The 24,280-nt window shown below is 60.6% G+C and carries 16 protein-coding genes and 1 pseudogene; 13 read left to right on the top strand and 4 right to left on the bottom strand.

The window, feature by feature from the left end; translation table 11 throughout:
• Nucleotides 1-276: 276 nt before the first annotated feature.
• Nucleotides 277-846, bottom strand: coding sequence for a hypothetical protein (locus LAP85_16750; GenBank protein MBZ5498052.1), 570 nt, complete (start codon nucleotides 844-846; stop codon nucleotides 277-279).
• Nucleotides 847-1,155: 309 nt separating this feature from the next.
• Here LAP85_16750 and LAP85_16745 point away from each other — a divergent pair.
• Nucleotides 1,156-1,461: pseudogene (locus LAP85_16745) on the top strand (hypothetical protein).
• A gap of 129 nt (nucleotides 1,462-1,590) precedes the next feature.
• Here LAP85_16745 and LAP85_16740 read toward each other — a convergent pair.
• Nucleotides 1,591-3,819 (bottom strand): hypothetical protein, encoded by a 2,229-nt coding sequence (locus LAP85_16740; GenBank protein ID MBZ5498051.1) that lies wholly within the window; start codon nucleotides 3,817-3,819, stop codon nucleotides 1,591-1,593.
• A 423-nt stretch (nucleotides 3,820-4,242) separates the two neighbouring features.
• Here LAP85_16740 and LAP85_16735 point away from each other — a divergent pair, with 423 nt between their 5' ends.
• Together LAP85_16735 and LAP85_16730 are read left to right on the top strand one after the other, a co-directional pair.
• Entirely contained in the window at nucleotides 4,243-6,627 is a 2,385-nt protein-coding gene (locus tag LAP85_16735) for a phosphoketolase family protein (protein ID MBZ5498050.1), read from the top strand.
• A 22-nt stretch (nucleotides 6,628-6,649) separates the two neighbouring features.
• On the top strand, nucleotides 6,650-7,837 hold the full coding sequence (locus LAP85_16730; protein MBZ5498049.1) for an acetate/propionate family kinase: 1,188 nt from the start codon (nucleotides 6,650-6,652) through the stop codon (nucleotides 7,835-7,837).
• Between the two features lie 97 nt (nucleotides 7,838-7,934).
• On the opposite strand, the gene LAP85_16725 is transcribed toward LAP85_16730, so the two are convergent.
• Nucleotides 7,935-8,612 (bottom strand): PIG-L family deacetylase, encoded by a 678-nt coding sequence (locus LAP85_16725; protein MBZ5498048.1) that lies wholly within the window; start codon nucleotides 8,610-8,612, stop codon nucleotides 7,935-7,937.
• Between the two features lie 718 nt (nucleotides 8,613-9,330).
• Between LAP85_16725 and LAP85_16720 the strand changes: the two genes are divergently transcribed.
• From LAP85_16720 to pyrB, 4 genes are all read left to right on the top strand, one after another.
• Nucleotides 9,331-9,858 carry a hypothetical protein gene (locus LAP85_16720; protein MBZ5498047.1) on the top strand — a complete coding sequence of 176 codons (528 nt, stop codon included), beginning with the start codon at nucleotides 9,331-9,333 and terminating at the stop codon, nucleotides 9,856-9,858.
• A gap of 353 nt (nucleotides 9,859-10,211) precedes the next feature.
• The gene (locus LAP85_16715; protein MBZ5498046.1) at nucleotides 10,212-11,351 is read left to right on the top strand and encodes an endonuclease/exonuclease/phosphatase family protein; all 1,140 of its coding nucleotides are present in this window, start codon (nucleotides 10,212-10,214) and stop codon (nucleotides 11,349-11,351) included.
• A gap of 514 nt (nucleotides 11,352-11,865) precedes the next feature.
• Nucleotides 11,866-12,768 carry an MBL fold metallo-hydrolase gene (locus LAP85_16710; protein MBZ5498045.1) on the top strand — a complete coding sequence of 301 codons (903 nt, stop codon included), beginning with the start codon at nucleotides 11,866-11,868 and terminating at the stop codon, nucleotides 12,766-12,768.
• Between the two features lie 170 nt (nucleotides 12,769-12,938).
• Nucleotides 12,939-14,453 carry an aspartate carbamoyltransferase gene (gene pyrB, locus LAP85_16705; GenBank protein ID MBZ5498044.1) on the top strand — a complete coding sequence of 505 codons (1,515 nt, stop codon included), beginning with the start codon at nucleotides 12,939-12,941 and terminating at the stop codon, nucleotides 14,451-14,453.
• Nucleotides 14,454-14,538: 85 nt separating this feature from the next.
• Here pyrB and LAP85_16700 read toward each other — a convergent pair whose 3' ends face one another.
• The gene (locus LAP85_16700) at nucleotides 14,539-17,796 is read right to left on the bottom strand and encodes a hypothetical protein (GenBank protein ID MBZ5498043.1); all 3,258 of its coding nucleotides are present in this window, start codon (nucleotides 17,794-17,796) and stop codon (nucleotides 14,539-14,541) included.
• A 364-nt stretch (nucleotides 17,797-18,160) separates the two neighbouring features.
• On the opposite strand from LAP85_16700, the gene LAP85_16695 reads away from it, so the two are divergent.
• From LAP85_16695 to LAP85_16670, 6 genes are all read left to right on the top strand, one after another.
• The gene (locus tag LAP85_16695) at nucleotides 18,161-18,343 is read left to right on the top strand and encodes a hypothetical protein (protein MBZ5498042.1); all 183 of its coding nucleotides are present in this window, start codon (nucleotides 18,161-18,163) and stop codon (nucleotides 18,341-18,343) included.
• Nucleotides 18,340-19,365: a hypothetical protein gene (locus tag LAP85_16690; protein MBZ5498041.1), complete on the top strand. Its 1,026-nt coding sequence runs from the start codon at nucleotides 18,340-18,342 to the stop codon at nucleotides 19,363-19,365. Before LAP85_16695 ends, LAP85_16690 begins: the two co-directional genes overlap by 4 nt.
• Before the next feature lie 40 nt (nucleotides 19,366-19,405).
• On the top strand, nucleotides 19,406-20,041 hold the full coding sequence (locus tag LAP85_16685; GenBank protein MBZ5498040.1) for a hypothetical protein: 636 nt from the start codon (nucleotides 19,406-19,408) through the stop codon (nucleotides 20,039-20,041).
• A gap of 194 nt (nucleotides 20,042-20,235) precedes the next feature.
• On the top strand, nucleotides 20,236-20,568 hold the full coding sequence (locus tag LAP85_16680) for a PadR family transcriptional regulator (GenBank protein MBZ5498039.1): 333 nt from the start codon (nucleotides 20,236-20,238) through the stop codon (nucleotides 20,566-20,568).
• The gene (locus LAP85_16675) at nucleotides 20,561-23,260 is read left to right on the top strand and encodes an ABC transporter permease (protein ID MBZ5498038.1); all 2,700 of its coding nucleotides are present in this window, start codon (nucleotides 20,561-20,563) and stop codon (nucleotides 23,258-23,260) included. The genes LAP85_16680 and LAP85_16675 overlap by 8 nt, the downstream gene beginning before the upstream one ends.
• 536 nt (nucleotides 23,261-23,796) lie before the next feature.
• Nucleotides 23,797-24,000, top strand: coding sequence for a DUF6485 family protein (locus LAP85_16670; GenBank protein MBZ5498037.1), 204 nt, complete (start codon nucleotides 23,797-23,799; stop codon nucleotides 23,998-24,000).
• Nucleotides 24,001-24,280: the final 280 nt, after the last annotated feature.

The following is a 24,280-nucleotide window of genomic DNA, read 5'->3' as shown; positions in this document are numbered from 1 at the left end:
GAATGCATTGAGCCGGTCTTTAATTCTGCCGCTAGTTGTCTCGGCTGCATTCCTGTCCGGGTTGGATTACCTGCGGACTCCACAATGCCGATATTGGCAGCGACAGTCACTGGGGGAAGCTCATAGAGTTCCGATTGCGATCCCGATTCCGATTCCGATTTGTCTATTTTCGAAGCAGTCGAGGACCATCCATCTACGACTCTGTTCGGGCTGTTCCAGGATGATACTTCGAAACCTGAGAGAGGGTGTGGCGGGAGACACTTCTCCACGGCTCCTTTAAAGTTGGAGTATTCCAGTACGAGATGGCGGGCTCATGGCAGATTCGGGTACTGGCGGAGCTGCGAAGGCGTGCCTCAACTGTCTGCAGATATACCAGCCACACCCAAAAAGCAGCATCGCGCCTAAAAAACCGTCAAGAAATCGGAATGTCAGGACGGCGGCCAGCACAAGGAGGCCCGCTATCCAGCCCCTCATTTTCTTCGCCTGCATCCGCCAGTTAACAAAACGGGCCAGCGCGGTGGGCCACCTGAAAATCCAATAGAAGTTGTAAAATGGCACAAAATGTAATGCAACCGCGCGCGCCGGTGTGATCGGGTGTTGATAGCCTGGAATTCGACCGACAGCGTCGTGGAATTTGAAAACACAATAAAGCCAGTAAAACCAAATCGAAAAACTGGTTAGCAGCGAAGCTACTGTTGCTCCCGTTGGCCCTTCGACGTTGGGCGACGAAACGCCCTCGATCAATTCCAAGACCAGAAACAGAATTCCCAGCAAAATACCTATCCACATTTTCGGCAGCGGTTGCTCCACTGAAGCGAGTTTGACTCGTGCAGAAAGTTCGCTCATTTCATCTCCTTCGTATTCTTGCCGGGCAGGTCAAACAAGCTGACCGACTTAACGGAGCGCGTCCGTGTCTGCGCCCCATTTGTAGAACACCTGCACAAGATAGTTGTGCAGCGCGAGCCATTCCGTTAAGGAACCAACACTTTGGCCAACAGATTTTACCCCTTCCAGCACCTCCTCCGAGTTTGCGGCGTGAAATCGTGAAAACACTTTGGTTGCCCAACACGTCCCAAGATCCAGGTTACGGCCCAATGAAAGGATTCCGTTGACGCGAATCCCAAAGCCACCCGGTGAAGTAAACATGTGCATTGCATGATCCGCACCAACAGACATGCCGACGATTATCACGTAGCCGGGATGGGTTTTGTTAACTACGTGGGCGTGAGCCTCAGTGGGATAGAGCAATCATCAAGCCGGTCCTGCACCCTGCAATCTTCGCTTGAATCCGGGCCAAGTCTAAGCTTGGTTCCGCGTGCGATCAACAGGAATTGCGGGCCCGTGGGCACACTGCCCTATAAGTCCCCCGAGCAGGTGCTGGGAAAGCCGCCCGATGCCCGCAACGACATCTACAGCCTGGGTATGGTTCTCTTCGAACTCCTAACCGGGAGAAAGCCTTTCGAGGCCTCGGAAGGCGTGGAACTCGCCATGGCGATTCTCACGCAGCGAGTGCCCGCCGCCGATCTTAATCCGAGCCTGCCGGACAGCATGAGCGGCGTTGTCGCCGCAGCGATGGCCCCCGAACCGTTTTTATTCTTCCGGCGACTTCATGGTCCCGGTCAGGTACTTGACTGCGCGCTCGAGCACCTCATCGCGCCCGGCGCGGATGCCGGCGATCGTGGGCTTGACCTCCACGTCTGGAATGAGTCCCACTCGCTGCAACTGACGCCCATCCGGGTAGCGCACGTCGTGGCCGGTGAACGACACGCGCAAGCCGCCAGGCAACACCGTGCTTGTGACGTCGCCGTTGGCGCCGGTCGTGGGGCTGCCGATGAATGTGGTGCCATTTGCAGCCTTGAAGAAAAGCCCGGTATGTTCGGCCTGGCTGATCGTGCGCTCGTCGATGAGCATCACGGTCGGCCGTTCGTATACCCAGGTTGTCGTCGGCGGGAGTGGCTGCAGAAAAGTGAGGCGATTGGTTGTCGACCCCGCCTCGAGGAGAGGCCGGAAAAAGAGGGCAGCGGCCGAAGGTTTCCGTGTGTTGATCCGGGGCGCAATCGCCCATGCCGTGGAACGCGGATAGCCTCGCATGTCGAAGATGATGCCGACGGCGTTCCGGAAACGGGCGAACATCTGCGGCACGTCGGCGACCTCCAGCCGGTCGAGGTCCGCATAGCCGATGTTGCCATCGAGAAGCCGCACGACCTCACCGTCACGCTGCGCGGCCGGCGTGGCACGCTCGGGACGCTGAACGGAAACTTCGCGCACGGCAGCGTCCGCGCCTCTGACAGCGAGACGTGCAGTAGATCCGGGGTCCCCGCTGAGCATGCGCGACTCGACGGTCCGGTCGCGCCCCGCAGGGGTTGAGAACGCAAGATACTGTTCCAGCCGCAGGCCTCTGGCTCCCGCCTGTTCGCCGTCCACCGTGACGATTTCGTCGCCAACCCTTAACCCAGCCGCGGCCTTGTCATCGAGAATCCGCGTCACGATGGGCTTGCCTTCGATAAAACGTATAAACACGGGCGGCGGCATTTCGCCGAGCCACTTCGACAGCGCTCTGCTCCCCGTGATGCCGATATGGCTGTCCTGTCCGCGCGCGGCCATCTGGGCCATCGTCTGAGCGTACTCAAGTTCGTTTTGCACCGCGAGCACACGCGGAATGAACTCCTCGAGCACATCGTCCCACGGCTTGTCGAGCAGGTGTTTGTAAGGGAAGAAATAGTCGAAGACACCCCACAGCCGGAACACCGCGAGCAGCCGATGGGCTTCCGATGGGCAGGATTCGTCGGCATAACCCGCTTCTGGTTTCCAGAGCGGCGACAGATCCTCGACACCCGGAGACGGGGGCCGCGCAGTAGCAATCAGTCCGGATGCCTGTATGTAGACGCGGTCATCGGGCTCGTTCGCTTCCAGCGTCGCATCGGGCCGTGCATCGATTCGACGACCGTTGCATACCAAATCACTGGCACGGATCACTGCATACGAGCCGCCGCCGAGCGCTATCGAGAGAACGCTCACCGGCATCAAGGGCGCCTGGCCAACCACGACGATGGCCCCTGATCCTTCGGCCTGAAGCGCCATCGCGAGTACAGGCACGGTCACGGTGCGGTCGAGCACGAACGCCACCCGCCGCGGGCCTAGACCGGGCCGCGGTAGCACCGTCGTCGCTGCGTCGATCGTGTATTGCGAGTTATAGAAAGCAGCCCCACCTACCTGCGCCCGGTAACCGGAGTGCAGAACATGCCGTGTTGCCGGAAGCGTTATGGGATGGGAGATCAGAAACGCTTGAAGCATGGATACCAGCTGAGTCCCGGTCGCCCGTGTGCCGCGAAGATCGACAATCATGCGCTCGGCCTTGGTGATCGCGTCCAGGTTGGCCGTGATGGTCTTTTGGATTGCAGCGAAATCCACCGGTGTTCCCGGCGCGCGCATGTCCAGGATAAGAGCGCCATCCGGGGAGGCCGCGATCTTGATGCCACTCCCGGCTGGGGATGCCTGGCTTCCTCCCGCGCCTGGCTCGCCCGGGTTGACGACGCGCGTCACCGGATCGTCGAGCGTGACGAGCATGGCGCCAATGGCCTCGGCAAAGGACTTGTCATCGGTGGCCGCTTTCACGCCCGGCAACGCGCTGACGAGCGCGCCATCCCAGTCTCGATCCGTGAGCGCGACGCGCGGGTGCGCAAACTTCGTGGTCAACCAGACTTTGCCGAGTTTGGCGAGCCGCTGCGTTTGGATGTCTGGCTCGCGACGAGCCGCGGCAGGCAATGTGGCTAGTGCGGCAAAAGCCAGCAGGATGATGAAGCCGACATGTCTTCGCATAGAAGTTCTCCGCTGCCCACGATGAATCATGGGTCTGAAGCCATGCGCCGAATAAATGACAGGCAAATGAACTTTCCTGTTGGGGAGATCATACGACGGAACGCTGATGCGGGCATGCGGAATTCTTTCTCCATGTAGGCACGCCGGCGCATTTGGAGCAGTCCCCCATGTGCCAGGGGCTCACCCTGCGACGCATGAAAATCGGGGCGATGGTGGGAGAGCTGAGGCGGGTCGCGGCTGCCAGACGCGACCCACGTCGTGGGCGCGGGCGGCCCGACCGCGCTCGGCAGAGTCTATTTTCGGAGCATGGATTGCAGCCGACCGCTCTGGTTTCCACATTACCGCGCAATCGGCAGCTTATTCGGACTGTTCATTTCGGCTGGATCGAGTGTGCCGGCAACGATATATTCAATAACAGCAGATATGGGGGGCGCCATGAACTTCGCTCTTTCAAAGAAGCAACTCCAGGCGATGGATGCTTACTGGAGGGCGGCAAACTATCTTTCGGTAGGCCAGATCTATCTCTACGACAACCCGTTGTTGAAGAAACCTCTTGCACCTGAACATATCAAACGGAGGCTGCTGGGACACTGGGGCACCACGCCGGGGCTGAATTTCGTCTACGTGCACCTCAATCGGATAATCAAAGAGCTTGGCCTCAACATGATCTTCATCGCCGGCCCCGGCCACGGAGGCCCTGCCGTGGTAGCCAACACCTATCTCGAGGGCAGCTATACCGAGTTTTATCCGAACATCTCCAAGGATGGCGAAGGATTGAGGAGACTCTTCAGACAGTTTTCCTTTCCTGGCGGGATCCCGAGCCACGCGGCGCCTGAAACGCCGGGTTCGATCCATGAAGGCGGCGAGCTTGGCTATTCACTATCGCATGCGTACGGCGCGGCATTCGACAATCCTGACCTCATTGTCGCCTGCGTCGTGGGGGACGGCGAATCGGAAACCGGCCCGATGGCCACCTCCTGGCACTCGAATAAATTTCTCAATCCGATCACCGATGGGGCAGTGCTCCCCATCCTCCACCTGAACGGATACAAAATCGCGAATCCGACGATCCCGGCTCGCATCAGCCGCGGGGAATTAGAAAGCCTGTTTATCGGTTACGGCTACAAGCCTTACTTCGTCGAGGGATCCGAACCGGAGGCCATGCATGAACTGATGGCATCGACACTGGATGTGATAGTCGCGGAAATCAGAGCTATCCAGGGCGAGGCGCGCGGGAGCGGCGTCGCCCGGCGCCCGAAATGGCCCATGATCATCCTGCAAACTCCCAAGGGCTGGACCGGGCCAAAGCAGGTCGACGGCCTGAAAACAGAGGGTTCATGGAGATCCCACCAGGTTCCGTTCTCCGCCGCGGCTGAGCAGCCGGAGCACATCAGACTGCTGGAAGAGTGGATGAAGGGCTACCGGCCCGAGGAGCTGTTCGACGATCGCGGCGCCATCAGACCCGAGCTGGCGGCGCTGGCACCCGAGGGGGATCGCCGCATGGGCGCCAATCCCCACGCAAATGGGGGGCTGCTGCTGAAGGATTTGCGCCTGCCGGACTTCCGCGATTACGCGGTCGATGTTCCCGGGCCGGGCGCCGTCACGGCGGAGGCGACCAGGGTAATGGGGCACTTTCTCAAAGATGTGATGAAGCAGAATATGGAGAGCCGCAACTTCCGGATCATGGGCCCGGATGAGACCGCGTCCAATCGCCTCGGCGACGTACTCGAAGCCACGGACAAGACCTGGATGGCGGATATCCTGCCGGATGACGACCATCTCTCTCCACAGGGAAGAGTCATGGAGATCCTGAGCGAGCACACCTGTCAGGGATGGCTCGAGGGATACCTGCTGACGGGCCGGCACGGGTTCTTTTCCTGTTACGAAGCATTCATCCACATCGTCGATTCGATGTTCAACCAGCATGCCAAGTGGCTCAAGATTACCAGACACGAAATCCCTTGGCGGCGCCCGATCGCTTCGCTGAATATCCTCCTCACGTCGCATGTCTGGCGCCAGGACCACAACGGATTCAGCCATCAGGATCCGGGTTTCATCGATCACGTCGTGAACAAGAAAGCCGATGTGGTGCGCGTGTATTTTCCGCCCGATGCCAATACGCTGCTTTCGGTCACCGACCATTGCCTCCGCAGCCGTAATTATGTCAACGTGATTGTTGCGGGCAAGCAGCTGCAGCCCCAGTGGCTCAGCATGGATGCGGCCGTCAAGCACTGCACCTCCGGCATCGGCATCTGGGAGTGGGCGAGCAACGACATGGGATCGGAACCCGACGTGGTCATGGCATGTTGCGGCGATGTTCCGACGGTCGAGACACTTGCTGCAGTCGAAATCATGCGTGAAAAGATGCCGGACCTGAAGGTGCGAGTCATCAATGTTGTGGATCTGATGACGCTCCAGCCCAAGGAGGAACATCCCCACGGACTCTCCGACAAGGAATTCGACGCCCTCTTCACCGTGGACAGGCCGATAATCTTCGCCTATCACGGATATCCTATGCTGATACACCGGCTGGCCTACCGACGCACCAATCACAAGAATCTCCATGTGCGCGGATACAAAGAGGAGGGAACCACCACGACTCCGTTCGACATGACGGTGCGCAACGATCTCGACCGGTTCCACCTGGTTGCCGACGTGGCCGAGCGAGTCCCGAAGCTGGGGCCGATCACCGCATATATCAGGCAGTTCGTGCGCGACAAGCTGGTGGAGCACAGGCAATACATTGCCTGTTACGGTCAGGACATGCCGGAGATACGAAATTGGATGTGGAAGAACCCGAGCGCCTGAGAAGAATGCGGGCCCCGACATGATGAACAGCATCCATTACATCCTTTGTCTGAACAGCGGCTCCTCCTCGCTCAAGTATGCCCTATATCGGATGGGGCGTGAGGACGAAACCCTGCTGGCGCAGGGTTCGATGGAACGTATCGGTCTTGATGGCGGGCGCATGTCGGTTCGCACCGGCATGAGGGCCGATGCCTTCGAGTCGAAACGGGATTTCCAGGATCATCGCGCCGCCGTGGATGCGGCATTTCATCAAGTCGAAGACCTCCGCCTTGCCAGGCCGACCGCCGTCGGCCACCGTGTCGTCCACGGCGGATTGACCCGTTTCGAGCCTGCGCGGGTGGACAAGGAACTCGTTGCGGAACTCAAAAATCTCGTCGGCTTTGCGCCCCTTCACCTTCCTTCTCAAATCGAAGGAATCGAGGCCGTGGCCGGCTACTACCCGGAACTCCCGCAGGTTGCCTGTTTCGATACCGCCTTCCATCGACGCATGCCTGAGCTGGCTCAGCTCTTCCCTTTGCCCAAGCGGTTCTGGGAGGAAGGACTGCGGCGCTACGGATTCCATGGCCTCTCCTATGAATACGTATTGAGCGCCCTGGGCGTCGCTGCAGTCGGACGTGTTCTCATCGCGCACCTGGGAAACGGCGCCAGCATGGCTGCGATCCGGGACGGCCGTCCCATAGACACAACCATGGGGCTCACGCCCACCGGCGGCTTCATGATGGGGACCCGCAGCGGGGATCTGGATCCCGGCGTGCTTCTCTATCTGATGAATGAAAAGGGATATACCAGAGGGCAGATAGAGGATCTGGTGGACAAACAGGCAGGACTCCTCGGAGTTTCAGGGATCAGCCCCGACATGCGCACCCTATTGTCCCGGCGAGAGCATGATTCCAACGCCGCGCTGGCCATCGATCTGTTTTGCTATCACGTGCGCAAGCACATCGGCGCGATGGCGGCAACGCTCGGCGGCCTCGATACTCTCGTGTTTACCGGCGGCATCGGCGAGAAGGCCGCGCCTGTTCGCTCGGCCGTCTGCCACGGCCTGGGCTTCCTCGGCATCACGCTCGATGAAGGGAGAAACGCGACCAACGCCGATCCGGTTTCGAGTCCGGGAAGCGGCTGCACCGTGCGCATCATCCCGACGAACGAAGATTTAATTATCGCCCGTCACACGTTCGGCCTGCTGGCACAGCGCCAACGGAGCCTGTAAGACATCATCAGCATGTTTGCCATGAGGAAGGCATCATACTACGGGAAAACGAATGCTGCGACTGTACCTGGTTCCGATGCCGTGAGGCCGGCGGCATTCAATGGGATCCGGGCCAGAGTTCGAAGACTTCGGCATAGGGAGCTCTCCCGGTGACCTCTCCTGCGGCCCGGCGGTTGACCTGAAGGATCCGTTCGTCGAATCCGCAACCTCGACTGTTGAGGTTTCGTTGTTGCTGGGAGCGATGGCAACGGAGCAGTTCCGCCTTCCAGCGCGCATCCTCTTCCTCAAAAAATGTGTATATATCCGGGCTCATATGCCGTGTCTTGGGGTCGCGGTTCAGAAGGGCCGCAGGAGGCAACCCGCTGCGCGCGGCAAAGCGCAGCAGCACATCGAATCCCAGGCGGTGCCCCGGATTCGGATCATTCCCGTGCGGCAACAGCACAAGATCCGGCCGGATCCGGAGCAGATGGGCGCATGCAATCGAATAATTATCTTCCTCCGCGCGCGGATCTCCCGCTTCATCCTCCACCAGGCGCAGGAAGACGATACGGTCGTCGGGCAAGCCGAACATGCGGCAACTCTCCCGCTGCTCACGCTCACGAAGCGCAGCCTTGACCGCGAGTGTGGGTGGAGCGCAAAAACTGTCCTCCACCCCGCTTGCGGAAGGGCTGAGGACCACGAGATGAATCTCGTCGCCCCTGTCCCGGAAGAAACGCAGGGTAACCGCGATCGCATCAAAATCGTCGGGATGCGGAGCAAGCTCGAGAACGCGCATGCGCGGCGGCCAGGGCAATTCGCGCAGATGCACGATCTCATTCTCGGCAAGGTTGCGCCTGATCGCGGCAATTGCTGGTGCCATTCGCGTCGGCATCATTCACCCGGAATCCGGAAGCCAGATGGGGCCTGCCAGCCCGGATTATTCATGAATATGCGATCAAAAGAAATCTTTGGACGCGGAAAAACGCTGACAGACGCTGACCGTTCGGTCTTGGTCGGCGTGCAGGAGCTTTTGCCGCGCCGCAGGCGCCAGCGCTTCGCGCTGGTCGTGCTTGCCCGGAACGGGCTGTCGAACACTCGCACCCCCAGAGGAACTGGTCCCAGACGAACACTCGGGAGCGCTCGACAGCCCGTTCCGGGCAAGCAGGACGGCAAAAGCTCCTGCCAGCGTTTATCCGCGTCCAATTCTGTTGCCTTTCACCGGCGTTCGGTTCTGCTTCACGAATAATTCGGGTCAGGTCATCAAATTACCACCAATCAGGCCAACCGCCAAGCCGCAGGGGAAGATCGGCGACCGGACCCGGCATGCAGTTCCTTTGGTGTTGACGCCCTTCGGTTTCAAGTGATGCCAGGCCCGTTTCGTATTCTCGGGCATGCTCAGCAGAAACACGTCGCACTCCGGATGTTGCCGGCGGCACGCCTGCGGTGCGTTTGCGTGCACTTCCTTCACTTCCCGGCGCATCCGTGAGACAATGGCGCCTCGAAGGAAGAGACCGATGAGCGCGAAAAACACAAAATCGCCATGTTCGATCTGTGACCCGGCCAGGGCGCAAGAAGGGGAGTATTGCGAACGGCACCAGGAGGAACTTCATAGCCTGGAGCATCGCTATGAAGGGCTGTTCCGGTTGCAGCGGGGCGCCCGCGGCAAGGATCACGAGGCCTACGACATCTATATGCAGTCACACTGCAGTCCTTGCGGCCGCGTGTTGCTGCAGGAAACGGGTCCTGACAATCTCGCGATCACTGTGCTCCTGTCAGAGGATGTCAAATTGGACACCGGACTCCCCGAATACGAGGCGTTGGGAATCCGCCGGACCTGGGGCGATCTGCTGCGCATCAAGATCTCTCAGGAGCTGGTTCACAGCTGGTACGGAGATGCACGAGCCTGCGTCGATCTGTTTCAAACCAATTTCGGGAGCCAGCTGCATTGGGATGTGGAGCCGCCAAATCCCATGATAGATGAAGATGAGAATGCTCCTCCCGAACCCCATTCCCACGGCGGCGGCAAGCACTCCATCCACTGATATCCGAATTTGCAGTTTGATCTGAAATCTTCAGGTCGGGAAATCGCTATTACCAGCAGACAAAATGTGGCAGACTCGGGTCAATTGAAGGTTGAATCAGTTTCCCGAGCAGGCTCTCGACCCCTCTCAGCCTTTTCTGGAACCAGGGCTGTTCTAAGAGTCCAGATCAGTCCGGGTTCCGCAGTCTAGTCAGCAGCAGTCGAACGACGCGTTACCGACGGAGGGCAGCGGCCGCCAGAATGCGGCGCGACGCAATCCCGTGCGCATCGCCAAATATCACAACGCTGGGGAATATTCTCCCGGAGAGGGTGGCAATGCAGTCTGCGATGGTTCATCAGCCTAAAGGAGGACTTATGTTGTTTCGCACCAAGAATTGCGCAGGATACCGTCGGCGCATCCTGGTTTCAATGTTGTTGATTGTCAGCTTTCTATTTGCCTTCAGCATGTCGCCGGCGTTGGCTGGCAGCGACAAACGCACTGTAAATGTCATGACTTATAACATGGATGCGGGCACCGACCTCGGATTAGTGTTCTTTTTCGCATCCCAAGGCCAGCTCGCATTAGGTGTAAGCGCCACCTATGGCGAACTTCTGCAAAGCGATATTTCAGGTCGCGCTGCGCTTCTCGCAGATGAAATCGCTGCCCAGCAGCCCTATCTGATCTCACTCCAGGAAGTGACATTGTGGCGGACGGGCTCGTCGGTCTCTAACGCGAATGATGTCTTATTCGATCAGCTGGAACTTCTGACGTCTGCGCTGGCTGATCGCAACCAACACTACGAGGTTGTTGCGGTTCAGAGGCTCACGGATGTCGCGGCTCCCCTTGATCTAAGCCTCATTGGGATGCCCGCAGATCCGGCCAAGGCAGCTCTCCGCTTTACCGATCGGGATGTGGTCCTTGCCCGCACTGACCTCAAACAATCTGAACTGGACCTCTCGAACGTGCAAAAGCATCTTTTTGAGCACACTCTTATCGTTCCCTTGGGCCAATTGAGCGTGACTTCGCTTCACGGGTGGATATCGGTCGACGCCAAAATTCGGGGCAAGAGTGTCCGTTTTGGATGCACGCACCTGGAGAGCACTTACCCAGACACACCTTTCGAGGTTCAGGCGAAAGGGATCCAGGCCGATCAAGCGGCTGAACTCATCGAAGCCATGAATGCCGATGAGCTGCCAGTGATCTTGGCCGGAGATTTCAACTCCGATGCGAGCGGCCTGGATATAGGACCGGATCAGACCTCCACATACGTCGATATTCTGAGGGCCGGGTACACGGACGCCTGGCAACTGGCGCTGTTGAGGGGCGATCCGGGGCTCACATGGCCACTCTTCCTTGAAGATCCCTTGGCTAGCAATCCGTTAGGTCCAATAGAACGAATCGACTTCATTTTCGCCCGCGACATGACAACCCTGGACGTCCGGCGGGTCGGTTTCCAAATCCCGTATGCTTCCGATCACGCAGGCGTGGTGGCAGTGCTTCGAATCGACAAATAGCGGGTCTACGCAGAACTTGAAAGCGAAGCCGTAGGATGCGGATGTACCCACAGAATGCGGCGGCATTGGCCACGAAACACCCTTTGCCGCCCATCCGTGTTTTCAGCGTGAATCCACGTCGCATGATTTTCCACAAGCAGGCGGACGGCCATCCGGTAGTCGTGGAACAGCCTATTCCACATAGGAACCGCCACAAGTCTGCCGCCAAACGGCTTCGGCCCATGCCGGATCAGGATCCGGTACCCCGTACAATCCCTGATGCACACGCCCATGGTTGTACCAGCGGATGAATCCAAGGTTTTGCGGGCTCTTTACCCGGCGGGATCAGCTCGCAGCGGCGGCAGCAGGTAAACGTCATCACGCGTTCAGGAGGGAATGCCTTCCAGTGAACAGTATTCACGCGGGCAACGGAGTTTTAGCCGGTGAATATCAGGATGCGTCCTGATATAGTATTGTGGCCAAGGTGCAGCTCGAATCGCCATTGGCTTCAACCGCGACAGGCAAGGAGGACATCATGTCGAAAGCCGGCATCCACGGGAACATCGCTCTCTGCTTCATCCTGTTTGCGACCGGTGCCGCACTATGCCTTGCCCGGCAGCAGCCCCTGACGGTTCAACAGATCAAAGGGACCATCTACATGGTAAAAGGCGGGGCAGGTGCCAACACGGGCTTCTATATCGGCGACAAGGAAGTCATGATCATCGATTCCAAGATGACCGCCGATGCCGTGAAACAGGAGATCGCGGAGATCAAAAAGCTCACGGACAAGCCCATCACCCGAATCGTCCTCACCCACAGTGACGGCGACCATGTGAACGGGCTGAATGCACTCCCAACCGGGCTCAAGATCTACGCCCACCCGCAGACGAAGAAAGACATGGAGGAAGCGGCGAAATCACCGAACACGCAGTACCTGCGCGACTATCTCCCGAACGAGGTTTGCTCGCCGTGCGCCGCATCGAAGAACAGTGTGATGGGCGTCAAGCTCGGCGGCGAGGATGTGTCGATCTATCATTTCGGGCCGGCTCACACCAGCGGCGATCTCGTGGTCTTCTTCCCGGCGGAGCGAGTCGCCTTCATAGGCGATCTGGCGTTTGTCGGGCGCGATCCGCTCATCCATCGCCAGAAGGGAGGCACGTCGGTCGGGTATGTGAATACCCTGAAATCTCTGATCGCTCTCAAGGCCGAGGTCTTCATCTCGGGGCACAACGATCCGCTGACCAGCCAGGACCTCCAGACCCTGGCCACATCGATTGAGGAAAAACAGAACAAAGTGAAGGCTATGATTGCGGAAGGCAAATCCCTCGATGACATAAAGAAAGCCTTCGGCCTACAGACCGCTGCCGCGTCATCCGGCCGGACCAGCTTCCCGAGCCTGATCGACGTAATCTACCTCGAGCTCACTGAAAAGAAGTAAACGCCCGGCCCGGCCTCACTTCGGAGTGACATCCTCACCGGTGGCTGTCCCGTCCACAAGAAGATCAAAAAGAAATCCCGGGAACTGTAGGCCCGCTACTTTTGACTTGTCCGCGCGGCGTCGCTCGGATAAAAATGCCTGTCGACCTCAAGCTCGGAAGGAGTATGCCGATGACCGTCACATTTCAGAACCGGGACATCATCTCGATAACCGACTTCTCCCGCGCCGAGATCCTCCACCTCTGCGAGGCGGGGAAGCGCATGTACGAGCTCGACAAGAGCGGCAAGCGCAACAGCCTGCGTGACGCGCTGAAATATCGCACCCTGTCCTACCTGTTTTACGAGCCCAGCACGCGCACCCGGACCAGCTTCAACACGGCAATGCGGGAGCTGGGAGGACGCTACGACGGATTCTCCGGCACCGAGGGGACGTCCGTGATGAAGAACGAAACCGTGCGCGACACGGTCTCCATGATGGGCGCCAACCACTTCGACGTGATTGTGATGCGCCATCCCCTGGATGGGTCGCTGCAGTGGGCGGCCGACGTGGCGCAGATCCCGGTCATCAACGGCGGAGACGGAAAAAATGAACACCCCACCCAGGCTCTGCTCGATGTCCTCACTCTCCATATCCTGAACCGCGGGAAGCTGGACGGCCTTCGGGTGGGCTTCGGCGGTGATCTATCCCACGGCCGCACCGTGCGCTCTCTCAGCCTCGCCCTTTCCCACTTTAGCGGGATCACCATTCGCTGGGCCGCCGAGGACTTCCTCGGCATGCCCGAGGATCTGGCGCGGCTCCTGGATGCGCGTGGTGTCAACGTGGTCCGCAACACGTCGGTGCGCGAGGTCATGAGCGACGTGGACTTCTACTACATGACGCGGCCGCAGCTGGAGCGCATGCCCGGCGTCACGCAAAAGGACGTCATGGCCATGATGCAGCGCTACCGGATCGACCTTGACAAAATCCAGGGATTCGATGTGCGCGTGCTCCATCCTCTGCCCGTCAACAGCGAGGTGGCGGAGATCGATTACCGGGTGTACTTCACTCCGGCGCAGGCCTTCTTTGCCCAGGCCGAGTTCGGCATCTTCCTGCGCAAGGCCCTGTTGCACGAGATGTTCCGCCAGGAGAGTTGCCTGCGCTACGACGGCCGGCTGCCCGAAGAACTGGCGCAGGGCAACAATCGCCTGGCTCGCATCATCCGTGGAAACAAGCAGCAGGCCATGTTCATCGACAAGATCCACAACGGCACCGTGATCGATCACCTGGCCGAGGGAACGCTGCGCGCCGTGGATGCGGTGCTGGGCCTGGAAAATCGCGGCCACTCCTGCACGACCGCGGTGATCACCGAGAAGAGAAATCCCTTCATCAAGACTAACCTCCCCGAACTCACCGAGCGGGACCTGAAACAGGTCGCCCTGGTCTCCTCTGAACCCACCATCAACTACATCAAAGACGGAAAGGTAAGGGAGAAGTTCGTGTACCTCCTCTGCCAGAACACCAACTGCATCACGCGCACGATCATTGAAGATGTCCCTCCGAAGTTCTACGCCGACGGAGATACACTCCGCTGCCGCTACTGCCGCAGACCTTATACGCTGCACACGCGGAAGGTGAGCGAGGAGGAAAAACGAACCTTCTTGCGTTCCCTGCCGGCGGGCATCGCGCCGGTTTTGTATCCCTGTTAGCTGCTTTATTAAACCACAAAACACACAAGTCACGCGCGAGAGGTCATCGTGTGTTTCGTACTACTTACCTGCAGATCCTTGCCGTCTAAAACGGAAACGGCATCAACTTTATCGGGGGAATCGGCTTCATCGCCGGCAGATTGAGGTTGTTGTCGGAAAGAAGCTTGAGGAGTGCCGGCAGCGACCTCGTGAGTGCAACATTCACATCCGCAATCATCCTGGCAAGCTCTTCGCGGGTGTCCCGGGCGAGCTGGATCTGCGACGCGTTGGGCCGCGAGGTCCATGCCATGATCTGACTCTTGAGAGCGGCCGCCTGCGTGCGGATGCGCTGCGCTCCGCTGCCGCCCGCATCTGCGCCGCCCGCGCCTCGCCCCCCCATGCCTCGACCGCCCGCAGGCTGTGCTCCGGCGCTGAACTGTTGCGCCAGCTCGGCAAGACGTTTTGCGAGAGTGTCCGCGGCCGCTGCGACCGCTGTGGGCGGGTTTGGCAGAGGTTTCAGCAGGTCTTGCACTGCACGAACCTGATCGCCTGCCGCGCCGATTGCCGCTGCCGCCTCGTTGATCGAGCGCGGAAGCTCGTGCAGCAGCAGGGCGACATCATGGTGGACCTTGCGATCCGCGTCGCTGATTGTGATCAGCGGATCCGCCAGCACGCGGAACGAACGGGAGCCCACGTCATCGCCATCGACCGTCAAGGTGACCTTGTAGTCACCCGGCAGGACGAACGGGCCGGCCGTCCCGCCGCCTCCCGGCCCGCCCCCGCCAAAACCCCGCCCCGACTGGCCGCGAGCGGCTTCCATCGGCTGATGCCGGAGATCCCAGCGCACGCGGTTCAAGCCCAGGCTGCGGTAGTTCTTGAGATCGTCGGCCGACATTTCACGCACCACCGCGCCGCCTGCGTTGCGGATGGCGAGCCGGATATCCTTGGGCCCGACGTTCAGGCAGTAGCTGATTCCGGCGCCAAACTCCGGATTTTGGCCATAGAAGCGCCGATCGCCCGGGTAATTGGCGTGTTCATTCGTGGGGCTGAACTCGACTGCAGGGCGGCGGATGTCGAACAGGTACGCTGCGGCTTTCGCCGCCTCGGCGGCCTGCTGGATGGGTGTGATGTCGTCGAGTATCCAGATGCTCCGCCCGTGCGTGGCCAGCAACATGTCGTTGTCGCGCGGATGGATCGTGATCTCGTCGATCGGCACGGTCGGCAGATTGTTCTTGAGGCGTACCCAGTTCAGGCCTCTGTCGAGCGTCACGAACAGTCCGAACTCCGTTCCGAGATACAACACATCCGGGTTTTTCGGATCCTCGGTGAGGCAGTTGACCGTCTGCCCCTGTGGCAGAGTCGATGCCAGCGATGTCCACGTGTTGCCGTAATCCGCAGTCATGTAAACGTACGGAGCGTAATCGTCCGAACGGTGATTGTTAAAGGTGGCGAAGGCCGTCGCCTCATGGAAGGCCGATGGCACCAGGCGCCCTGCCGGCGCCCGCGCGGGCAGACCGGGAAACCTGCCGCTGAGATCTGCCCATGTCTTGCCGCCGTCCCTGGAAACATGCACTGTGCCGTCGTCGGCGCCGGCGTAGTAGAGACCTGCCTTCTTCGGCGATTCGGCCAATGCGACAATCGTGGGATATGCGGAAACCCCGTCGTTCCTGGAGATCTTGATCTCCTTACCCGTCACGCCCATCAGCGGAAGCGTGTCGCGGTCCACCCCACTCGTCAGGTCCGGGCTGATTGCTTCCCAAGTGTCGCCGCGACTCGTGGATCTGAAGACCTTGTTGGCTCCGACCAGAAGGATATTGGAATCGTGGGGGGACAGGATCAGCGGAGTGTCCCAAGCCCAGCGCAAGGGCGGCTCACCGCGTGCCGCCTGGGGACGGATCGTCTTCCGCTCGCCCGTGTCGCGGTCGACCCGCGCGATGTTGCCGTCCTGCGTTTCTGCGTACAGGGTCCGCGCGTCGCGCGGATCCGCCAGGGCGACAAATCCATCGCCGATCGCGAGCGTGAACCAGTCGTGGTTGGTAATGCCGAGGCGGTAGCGCGCGGCGCTCGGCCCGCCCCAGACATCATTGTCCTGGAGACCGCCGTAGACGCGATAGGGCGTGTCCATGTCGTAACCGATGTGATAGAACTGGCCGATCGGCAGATTGTCTACGAAATCCCAGGTCACCCCGCGATCGTAGGATGCTGCGATCCCTACGTCCGAGCCGATGATGAGGTGTGACGAATCACGGGGGTCGATCCACATCGCGTGGACATCCAGATCGTCGCGCGGGCGATCGCCTCCCGGCCGCGTGTAGGAGGCGCGGACCTCTTTGAACGTCTTGCCCTCGTCGTCCGACACCATGAGCCGCACCCCGAGAACATAGACACGGTGCAAGTCGCCCGGATCAATGCGAACCTGGCTGAAGTAGAGCGGGCGGGGATTGGTCGTGCTCACCTTCGTCCAGCGTGCGCCCGCATCATCGGAGCGATAAAGCCCGGTTTCTGATTCGTGCTGGATGAGCGCGTAGACGATGTTCGGATTGCCGCGGTAGATGTCGAGCCCGATCCGGCCGAGCGGTCCTTCGGGAATGCCGTTGGTGAGTCTGGTCCAGGTTTTCCCGGCATCCATGGACTTGTAGAGTGCGCTCCCTGGACCGCCGCCGTTGAATCCCCAGGGGGAGCGCAGCCGCTGGTACATCGCGGCATACAGCACCTTGTTGTTCGACGGATCCATCACGAGATCGGTTGCGCCCGTCTGCTCGTCGACAAACAGCGCCTGGGTCCATGTGAGGCCGCCGTCGGCCGTCTTGTACACGCCGCGCTCCCTGTTAGGACCCCACAGGTGCCCCGTGGCAGCCACGTACACAACGTCGTGGTCGAGCGGATCGATGACAATGCGCCCGATGTGCCTGGACTCGACGAGACCCATGTTCATCCAGGTGCGGCCGCCGTTCGACGACTTGTATACGCCGCCTCCCCATGAGGAACTCTGGCGATTGTTGTCTTCGCCCGTCCCGACCCAGACCAGGTCGGCATTGTCCTGGGCAGTGGCAACGGCGCCGATCGAGGCAACCTCCTGATTGTCGAACACCGGTTCCCAGGTGGTCCCGTTGTTTATCGTCTTCCACAGGCCGCCGGTCGCGACTCCGGCATAGTAAATCGACGGTTGCCTCTCGAGCACGGCGAGATCGTCGACGCGCCCCCCCATGGTTGCGGGACCGATACCGCGAAACATCAGGCGATCGAAAATGCCGGCGGCCGGGGCAGCCGGCCCCTGGACAGCAGAATCCGCCGCGCCGATGCTCAAAAACAGAGTCGAAACGATGGCAACAGTAGGCAAACGAAGACGACGACAGCGACTCATGGCAATCTCCCGACTATTCGTGATGTGGTCAATTTATAGGACATTCCCAGCTGGAGCGCAAGCCGACTAGAGCGCAAGTGACTGGGAGTGCGGCAAGCTGTTCCGAAAGTGACTCTTAGCGCCTGCGAGTCTTTGAGTCTTGACGCTTAGCCGCCCGTTTAAGCGCTAAGAATCCAGGACTCGAAGACTCGATGCGTCCATCCTTTTTATGTGTCGTGAATGCGCCCCCGGCCCATGAGGGACTGTTTCGAGACTTCCCACGAACCCGTTTTCCCGTGCGGCATCGGAAGTCTTACCATATAGTCGCCATGAGCCGGCGGCGTGTGCTGCCTGATGCCTGTTCTCGTGATCGGATACTTTGCAGATGCATAAGGACGCTATTCCTGGTGTGGTCAGCACTCTGAGCTGGAGCATGATTCAGGATGTCATCGGGGACGTGCTGTATGCGGCTTTCATCGCGGCCGGCTACAAGATCCCTCCCGGCCTCGAAGTCGTGCGCCGCTTCGACGGTCACGCCTACTTCGATCTCACCGGGGTGCAAACGTGATCAGCGCCGAGCAAGGGTATCGGGTTCTCGACCTTGCGGCGGCAGCACGAATTGACGAGACAGCACGGCGTTGGCTCCAGGCCCGGAAACCCCCCTCCGAGTGGGTGACGCTTCCCGGAGACTCTCCATTTCGAGTGCAGCTGAAGCGCTTTCTCGAGGAGTTCGGCCATCGCGCCGTTTATGAAGCCGACATCATGAACCCGCGCTGGAGCGAAGATCCGGGCTACATCCTCGAGCAGGTGCGTCAATACATCGGGGAAGCGGAACTTTCTCCCCGGACATCCGCGCGAGCCCTGCGGGAACAGGCCGAGAGCGAAGTGCGCCGCCTGACGCTGTGGCGCCGCCCGTTGATCCGGTGGCTCGTCAGGCGGCTCGGGCAGGGCATGGCGCAGCGCGAGGCGGCCAAGTCGGCCATGGGCGCCACCGTCGAGCCGGCACGCAGGGTCTACCTGGAGATTGGCCGCAGACTGGCCGAGGCCGGCAGCCTCGGCCAACCGGCCGATATATTCCATCTTTCCTCCTATGAGATTCAGAGTTACCTGCTGAACGAATGGGACGGCCGCGGTGCGCGCGAGCTGGCTGAGGACAGGAGAGCACAGCGGGAGCGCTGGCTGACTCTGCATCCGCCGGACGTGATTGTGTCGGACGGCCGCTCGTGTCGGCACGAAGAGCGGCCACAGCTTGATCGGGGATCCGATTCTCCCGGATGGTCCGGGATCGGCGTCTCAGCCGGGCAGGCACGAGGGGCCTGCCGGATTGTTCTGCATCCGGCGGAAGGGAGTAACCTCAAGCGCGGAGATATCCTGGTTGCGCCCTCGACTGATCCCGGCTGGACCCCCCTGTTCCTGCGCGCTGCCGGCATCGTGATGGAGACGGGCGGCTATCTTTCGCACGGCGCAATCGTTGCCCGAGAGTATGGCATCCCGGCTGTCGTCAATATTCCCGGAGTACTCGAAAAGGTTCGCAACGTCGACAGGCTCCTGGTAAACGGTGACCTGGGTATTGTAAAGGCGATAGAGTAAGATCGCTCCCGAAGGAACATGTTCGGCCAAAGGGGAGGCCATGATGAATGGGGAGAACGCGCGCCGGTTTCACGCCGGCGATTCGCTCGATGATCTGTGCCGCGCATGCAAAACGGTTCGCAGTCATACGGTGATCGTTGCGGATGCGAACGGAGGAATCCTGAGGGTGATCTGCGATTATTGCGGCAGCCAGCACAACTACCGGGGCGGGGAAGCCCGGGATAGTGCCGCCAAACCGCCATCGGCACGTTCGCAGCCGGCGGCGGTTCCGCTGGTTACGGAAAAAGAAAGGAGCTCGCCTGTGGCAAACATTACCGTGTCGGATGGCAGCGCCGTTGATCTTGAGTTGCTGCTGCGCAGAATCATCCGGGAGGAAACCGGGCTCACACCTGTGCCCATGGCCGACAAATGGCGCGGCGGCGAAATGATTCTCCGGCCCGGACGCGCGGATCTGCAGGAAAAAGGCTGGCCCATCGAGACCTTCTTCCACAAGGTGGTGATGCTGAGAAATCGCCTGCGTGTGCTCGAGCAGCAGATCAACGGCGCCGACATCCCGGAGGATCTGAAGATCAAGCTGCAGGGCTACATTACCGGCTGTTACGGCACCTTGACCAGCTTCAACATCCTCTTCGCCGAAGAAGAGGACCGGTTTCACGGCAGTTCGGAAAAAGACTGAATCTCTGCCGCATTTGACCGGGACGCACGAAGTCTCCACCGCGGCTGTTTTTTACCTGCTTAGCTAAATCAATTCACAACTTCTGTGAGCCCTTGCGGCTTGACTCTGCCTGTCGAGGGCGGACCGCATTATTTTCCAGTTGACATGCGGGGCAAAATCTATATACGTTATAAACATATATGCCTAAATCGTCTATGCTGGAGCGTGAACTCAAAAAGGGGAGCACCGAGCTTCTGACGCTGTCGCTGGTGGAAGAGCGGTCGCGCCACGGCTACGAGATCCGCAAGCTGATCCAGGAACGCTCCGGGGGAGTCATCCGGTTGCACGTGGCTTCGTTGTACCCGTTGCTCTACCGTCTGGAAACCCGGGGCTGGATTCAGGGACGCTGGGTGGAAAAACCCGGCCAGCGCCGCCGGCGCTTCTACCGCCTCACGGCCGAGGGCCGCAAGGTGCTGGCAGCGCAGCGCAGCGTCTGGGAAGAGTTTGCGGCCGCCATCCAGCGTGTGACCCGGTTGCATCATGCCTGAATGGAAAGAACATATCCGCCGGTGCCTCGCCCGCCAGTCTCTTGACGGCGCGCGCGAGCTGGCGATCATCGAGGAGATCTCCCAGTACCTGGAGGACTGTTACGCCGAGGCGCGTGCGTGCGGGGCCGCCGAGGAGGAAGCCGTTCGGATTGCACTCGCTGAACTGGACCAGGGAGAACTTCTCGGGACGGAAATCCGGCACGCCATCACGCGCCCGCTAACACAGCGGATGGTTCGGGGCACGCCTGGCAGTCAAGCCTCAATTCCCCTGGGAAAGGAACGGAGCGGGAACATGCTGTCGGACCTGGGGCAGGATCTTCGTTTCGGCATGCGCATGCTGCGAAAACACCCCGCATTCACGGCGGTGGTGGTCATGGTGCTGGCGCTGGGGATCGGGGCCAACACGGCGATTTTCAGCGTCGTGAACGCGATGTTGCTCAACCCGTATCCGTTTCCGGAGCCGGGCCGCATCGTGACAGTTGAAGCACATCATGTGAGCGGGCGGAACAGCGGCACGGGATACCGGGATTTTCTCGATTGGCGCGCGCAGAATGCGGTGTTTGAGGAGATGGCGCTCCCGGCCTGGTCGGCTTCGTATACCCTTACAGGCAGCGGCGAACCCGAGCGGATCACGGGCACGCACGCTACGGCGGGCTTCCTCCGCGTTCTTGGCGTGCAGCCTGCCATCGGGAGATTTTTCACCGCGGAAGAAGACCAGCCGGGTGCGCCGCAGGTGGCCGTGCTCAGTTATGCGGCCTGGCGGCGCCGGTTCGGCGGCAGCGCCGATGTTCTCGGGCGGGTGATCATGCTCGACGGCAAGCCGGCCACAATCATCGGCGTGATGCCGAAGGCGTTTGCCTACCCCGGCATGCGGACCTGCGATTTCTGGCAGCCGCTGCAGGACAATCCTGCGAACGACCGCTACCAGCACCAGTACCACGCCATTGCCCGGTTGAAGCCGGGAATCACTGTGTCGCGGGCCCAGGCGGACATGACTGCCATCGCATGCCGGCTCGAACAGCAGTACCCGGCGACCAACACAGGCTGGGCCGTGACGGTCACGCCGATCGGGCGGACGCTCGCCGAACAGACCGCAGCGCCGGTCACCGTACTGTTCGCGGCTGTGGTGCTGGTGCTGCTGCTCGCGTGCGCGAATGTGGCCGGCCTGATGCTGGCGCGCGCTTCGGGGCGGGCGAAGGAAATGGCGGTGCGCGCGTCACTCGGGGCCAACCGGGGGCGGATCGTGCGCCAGATGTTGACGGAAAGCGTGCTGCTGGCGTGCGCCGGCGGTGCGCTGGGCCTCGCGTTCGCGCCCTGGTTCGTGGATGTCGTGCGCGCCGCGGCGCCGCCGGATTTCGGTCTCGAATCGGCACTCCGCATCGATTCGACCGTATTCGGTTTCACGCTCGTGGTGTCCCTGCTGACCGGCGTTGTGTTCGGTCTCGCTCCGGCGCTCTTCGGCTCGAAGGCCGACCTGAACACCGGGCTGAAAGGTGGGATCTGGTGCGGGGGTGGCGCGCGGTTGCGCACCCGCTTCCAGTCCGCCCTGGTGGCGGGGGAGGTGGCCCTGTCGCTGATGCTGCTGGTCGGTGCCGGCCTGCTCATGAGAGACCTCCTGCTGATCCTGCGCCTCGATACCGGCGTTCAGGTCGAACGCGTGCTTACGTTCACACTCGACTTGCCGCAGGCGAAGTACGCGACGGCGCAACTGGTCACGAACTTCTACACCGAGCTGATCTCCAGACTGCGGTCCGAGCCCTCTGTGACCGCCGCCGGTGCTGTCGGGACGCTCCCCATGACCGGCCAGTACAGCGGCGGCGGGTTCGAAATCGAGGGGCGCCCGAAGCCGGCGGACTGGATGGAAATGGATGCCCAGTACAACAGCTCGACGCCGGGCTACTTCCGCACCATGGAGATCCCCTTGCTGCGGGGGCGTGACTTCGACGAGCGGGATACGGCCGCCGGGCCGCCCGTGGCCATCATCAACGACACGCTCGCGCGGCGGTTCTTCCCCGGTGAAGACCCCGTCGGTCACCGGATCAGGTGCCGCCGCTGGCTGACAATTGTGGGGGTTGCAGGCTCGGTGAAACATCAGCAACCGATGAATGCCCCCGTGTCTATGGTCTACTTTCCGTACACACAAGCGCCGGACCCGGGGATGTGGGTGACGATACGCACGGAGAGCGATCCGCAAAAACTGGCAGCTGCCGTGCACGGGACGGTGCGCGCGCTCGATCGCGACCTGGCCGTGCTGAAGCTGCGCACCATGCGGCAGGTGATCGCCGATTCGCTCATCGAGACGAGGCTGATTGCATGGTTCATCGCCGGCTTTGCCGCATTCGCGCTGGCGCTGGCGGCTGTCGGCATCTATGGAGTGATCGCCTATTCGGTGAGTCAGAGGACGCACGAAATGGGCGTGCGCATCGCGCTCGGCGCTTCGTACGACGATGTCATGACGCTCGTGTTGAAAAAAGGCGCATTGCTTGCCGGCGCGGGGATCGTGATCGGAGTGCCGGCCGCGCTGGCTGCTTCACGGGTCATGGCGTCGCTGCTCTACGGAGTCAGCCCGCATGACGGCATTGTCTTCATCGGCGTCCCGTGTGTGCTGCTGTTGGTGGCGCTGGCGGCGAGCTATGTTCCGGCGCGCCGCGCGGCGAAGGTCGATCCCGTGGTCGCTCTCCGCGCCGAGTAGACCGGGCGTGAAAAGGGAACCATCCGAACGTTGATATGGCCAGACACAACCACTAACCCGGATTATTTCTGAATGTGCGACCAAAATGCAGTTTGGGACGCGGAAAAACGCTGACCAACGCCGACCGTCCGGTCCTGGACCGCGTCCGATTTTGTTGCTTTTCACGGACGTGCGGTTCTGCTTCATAAATCATTCGGGCTAAGCTTAGATTTGCACTCTGTCTCGGGCTGCAGAAAGCCAATCGCGATAAAATGCCTCGCTGCAGCGACTCAGGTCCGGAGGATTCGACGTTTCGAGATCGCGGCGAACGCCGTTCACGCGCAGGGAGCTGAATATTCCGGACCTGACCACGGTGATCGCCGAAGAGTACCCGGCCGACATTGCCTGTGACGGCCGCGACGATGACCGCTTGCCGCTTCCCGTGATGTGTCAATGACCCCATTTTCTAACTCCACGAGCAAGGTTGCTGCGATCAGCAGTTGCCTTTGGCATGGGGCCGAGCGATAATCGCTCCCCGAATTCCTGGAGGAACGCCCATGGAGTGCAACAGAGATCGCAACCGTCGCGCCTGTAACTGCAGCTACGAACCGTGCCCGCGCAAAGGCGTGTGCTGCGATTGTCTGAGCTATCACCGCGCCAGTCGGGAATTGCCGGCGTGCTTTTTCCCCGCCGCTGCCGAGCGTACATATGATCGCTCGTACGAGCACTTCGCCCGGTTGCTGGGCGCCGGCAAACTCTGAACTGCTGGCGTGATCCGGGCCCCGGGCTCAACCCCTCCTGCTGCCCGGGAACCGGAAACCGGCCCGTCGGGATCCCGTGCCGGTGAGAGCGATCGCTTTTCCAGGATCGGCGCGATAATTGCGATCGTGGGCGCGACCAGCCGTGATATTCTGCTACCGTTGTGAAGAAGGCATCTGCCACTGATTTCCACCGCTTTGCCGGGGTGCGCACGTGTATTTTCGATCCGCTCTTCGCAGCCTGGTTCGGATGCCGGCTTTGGCATTCATGAGCATTGGCGCC

The sequence above is a fragment of the Terriglobia bacterium genome (assembly GCA_020072565.1).
Taxonomy (GTDB): domain Bacteria; phylum Acidobacteriota; class UBA6911; order UBA6911; family UBA6911; genus JAFNAG01.
Note: the sequence above shows the minus strand (reverse complement) of the source record. Positions and strands in the feature narration are given on the sequence as shown.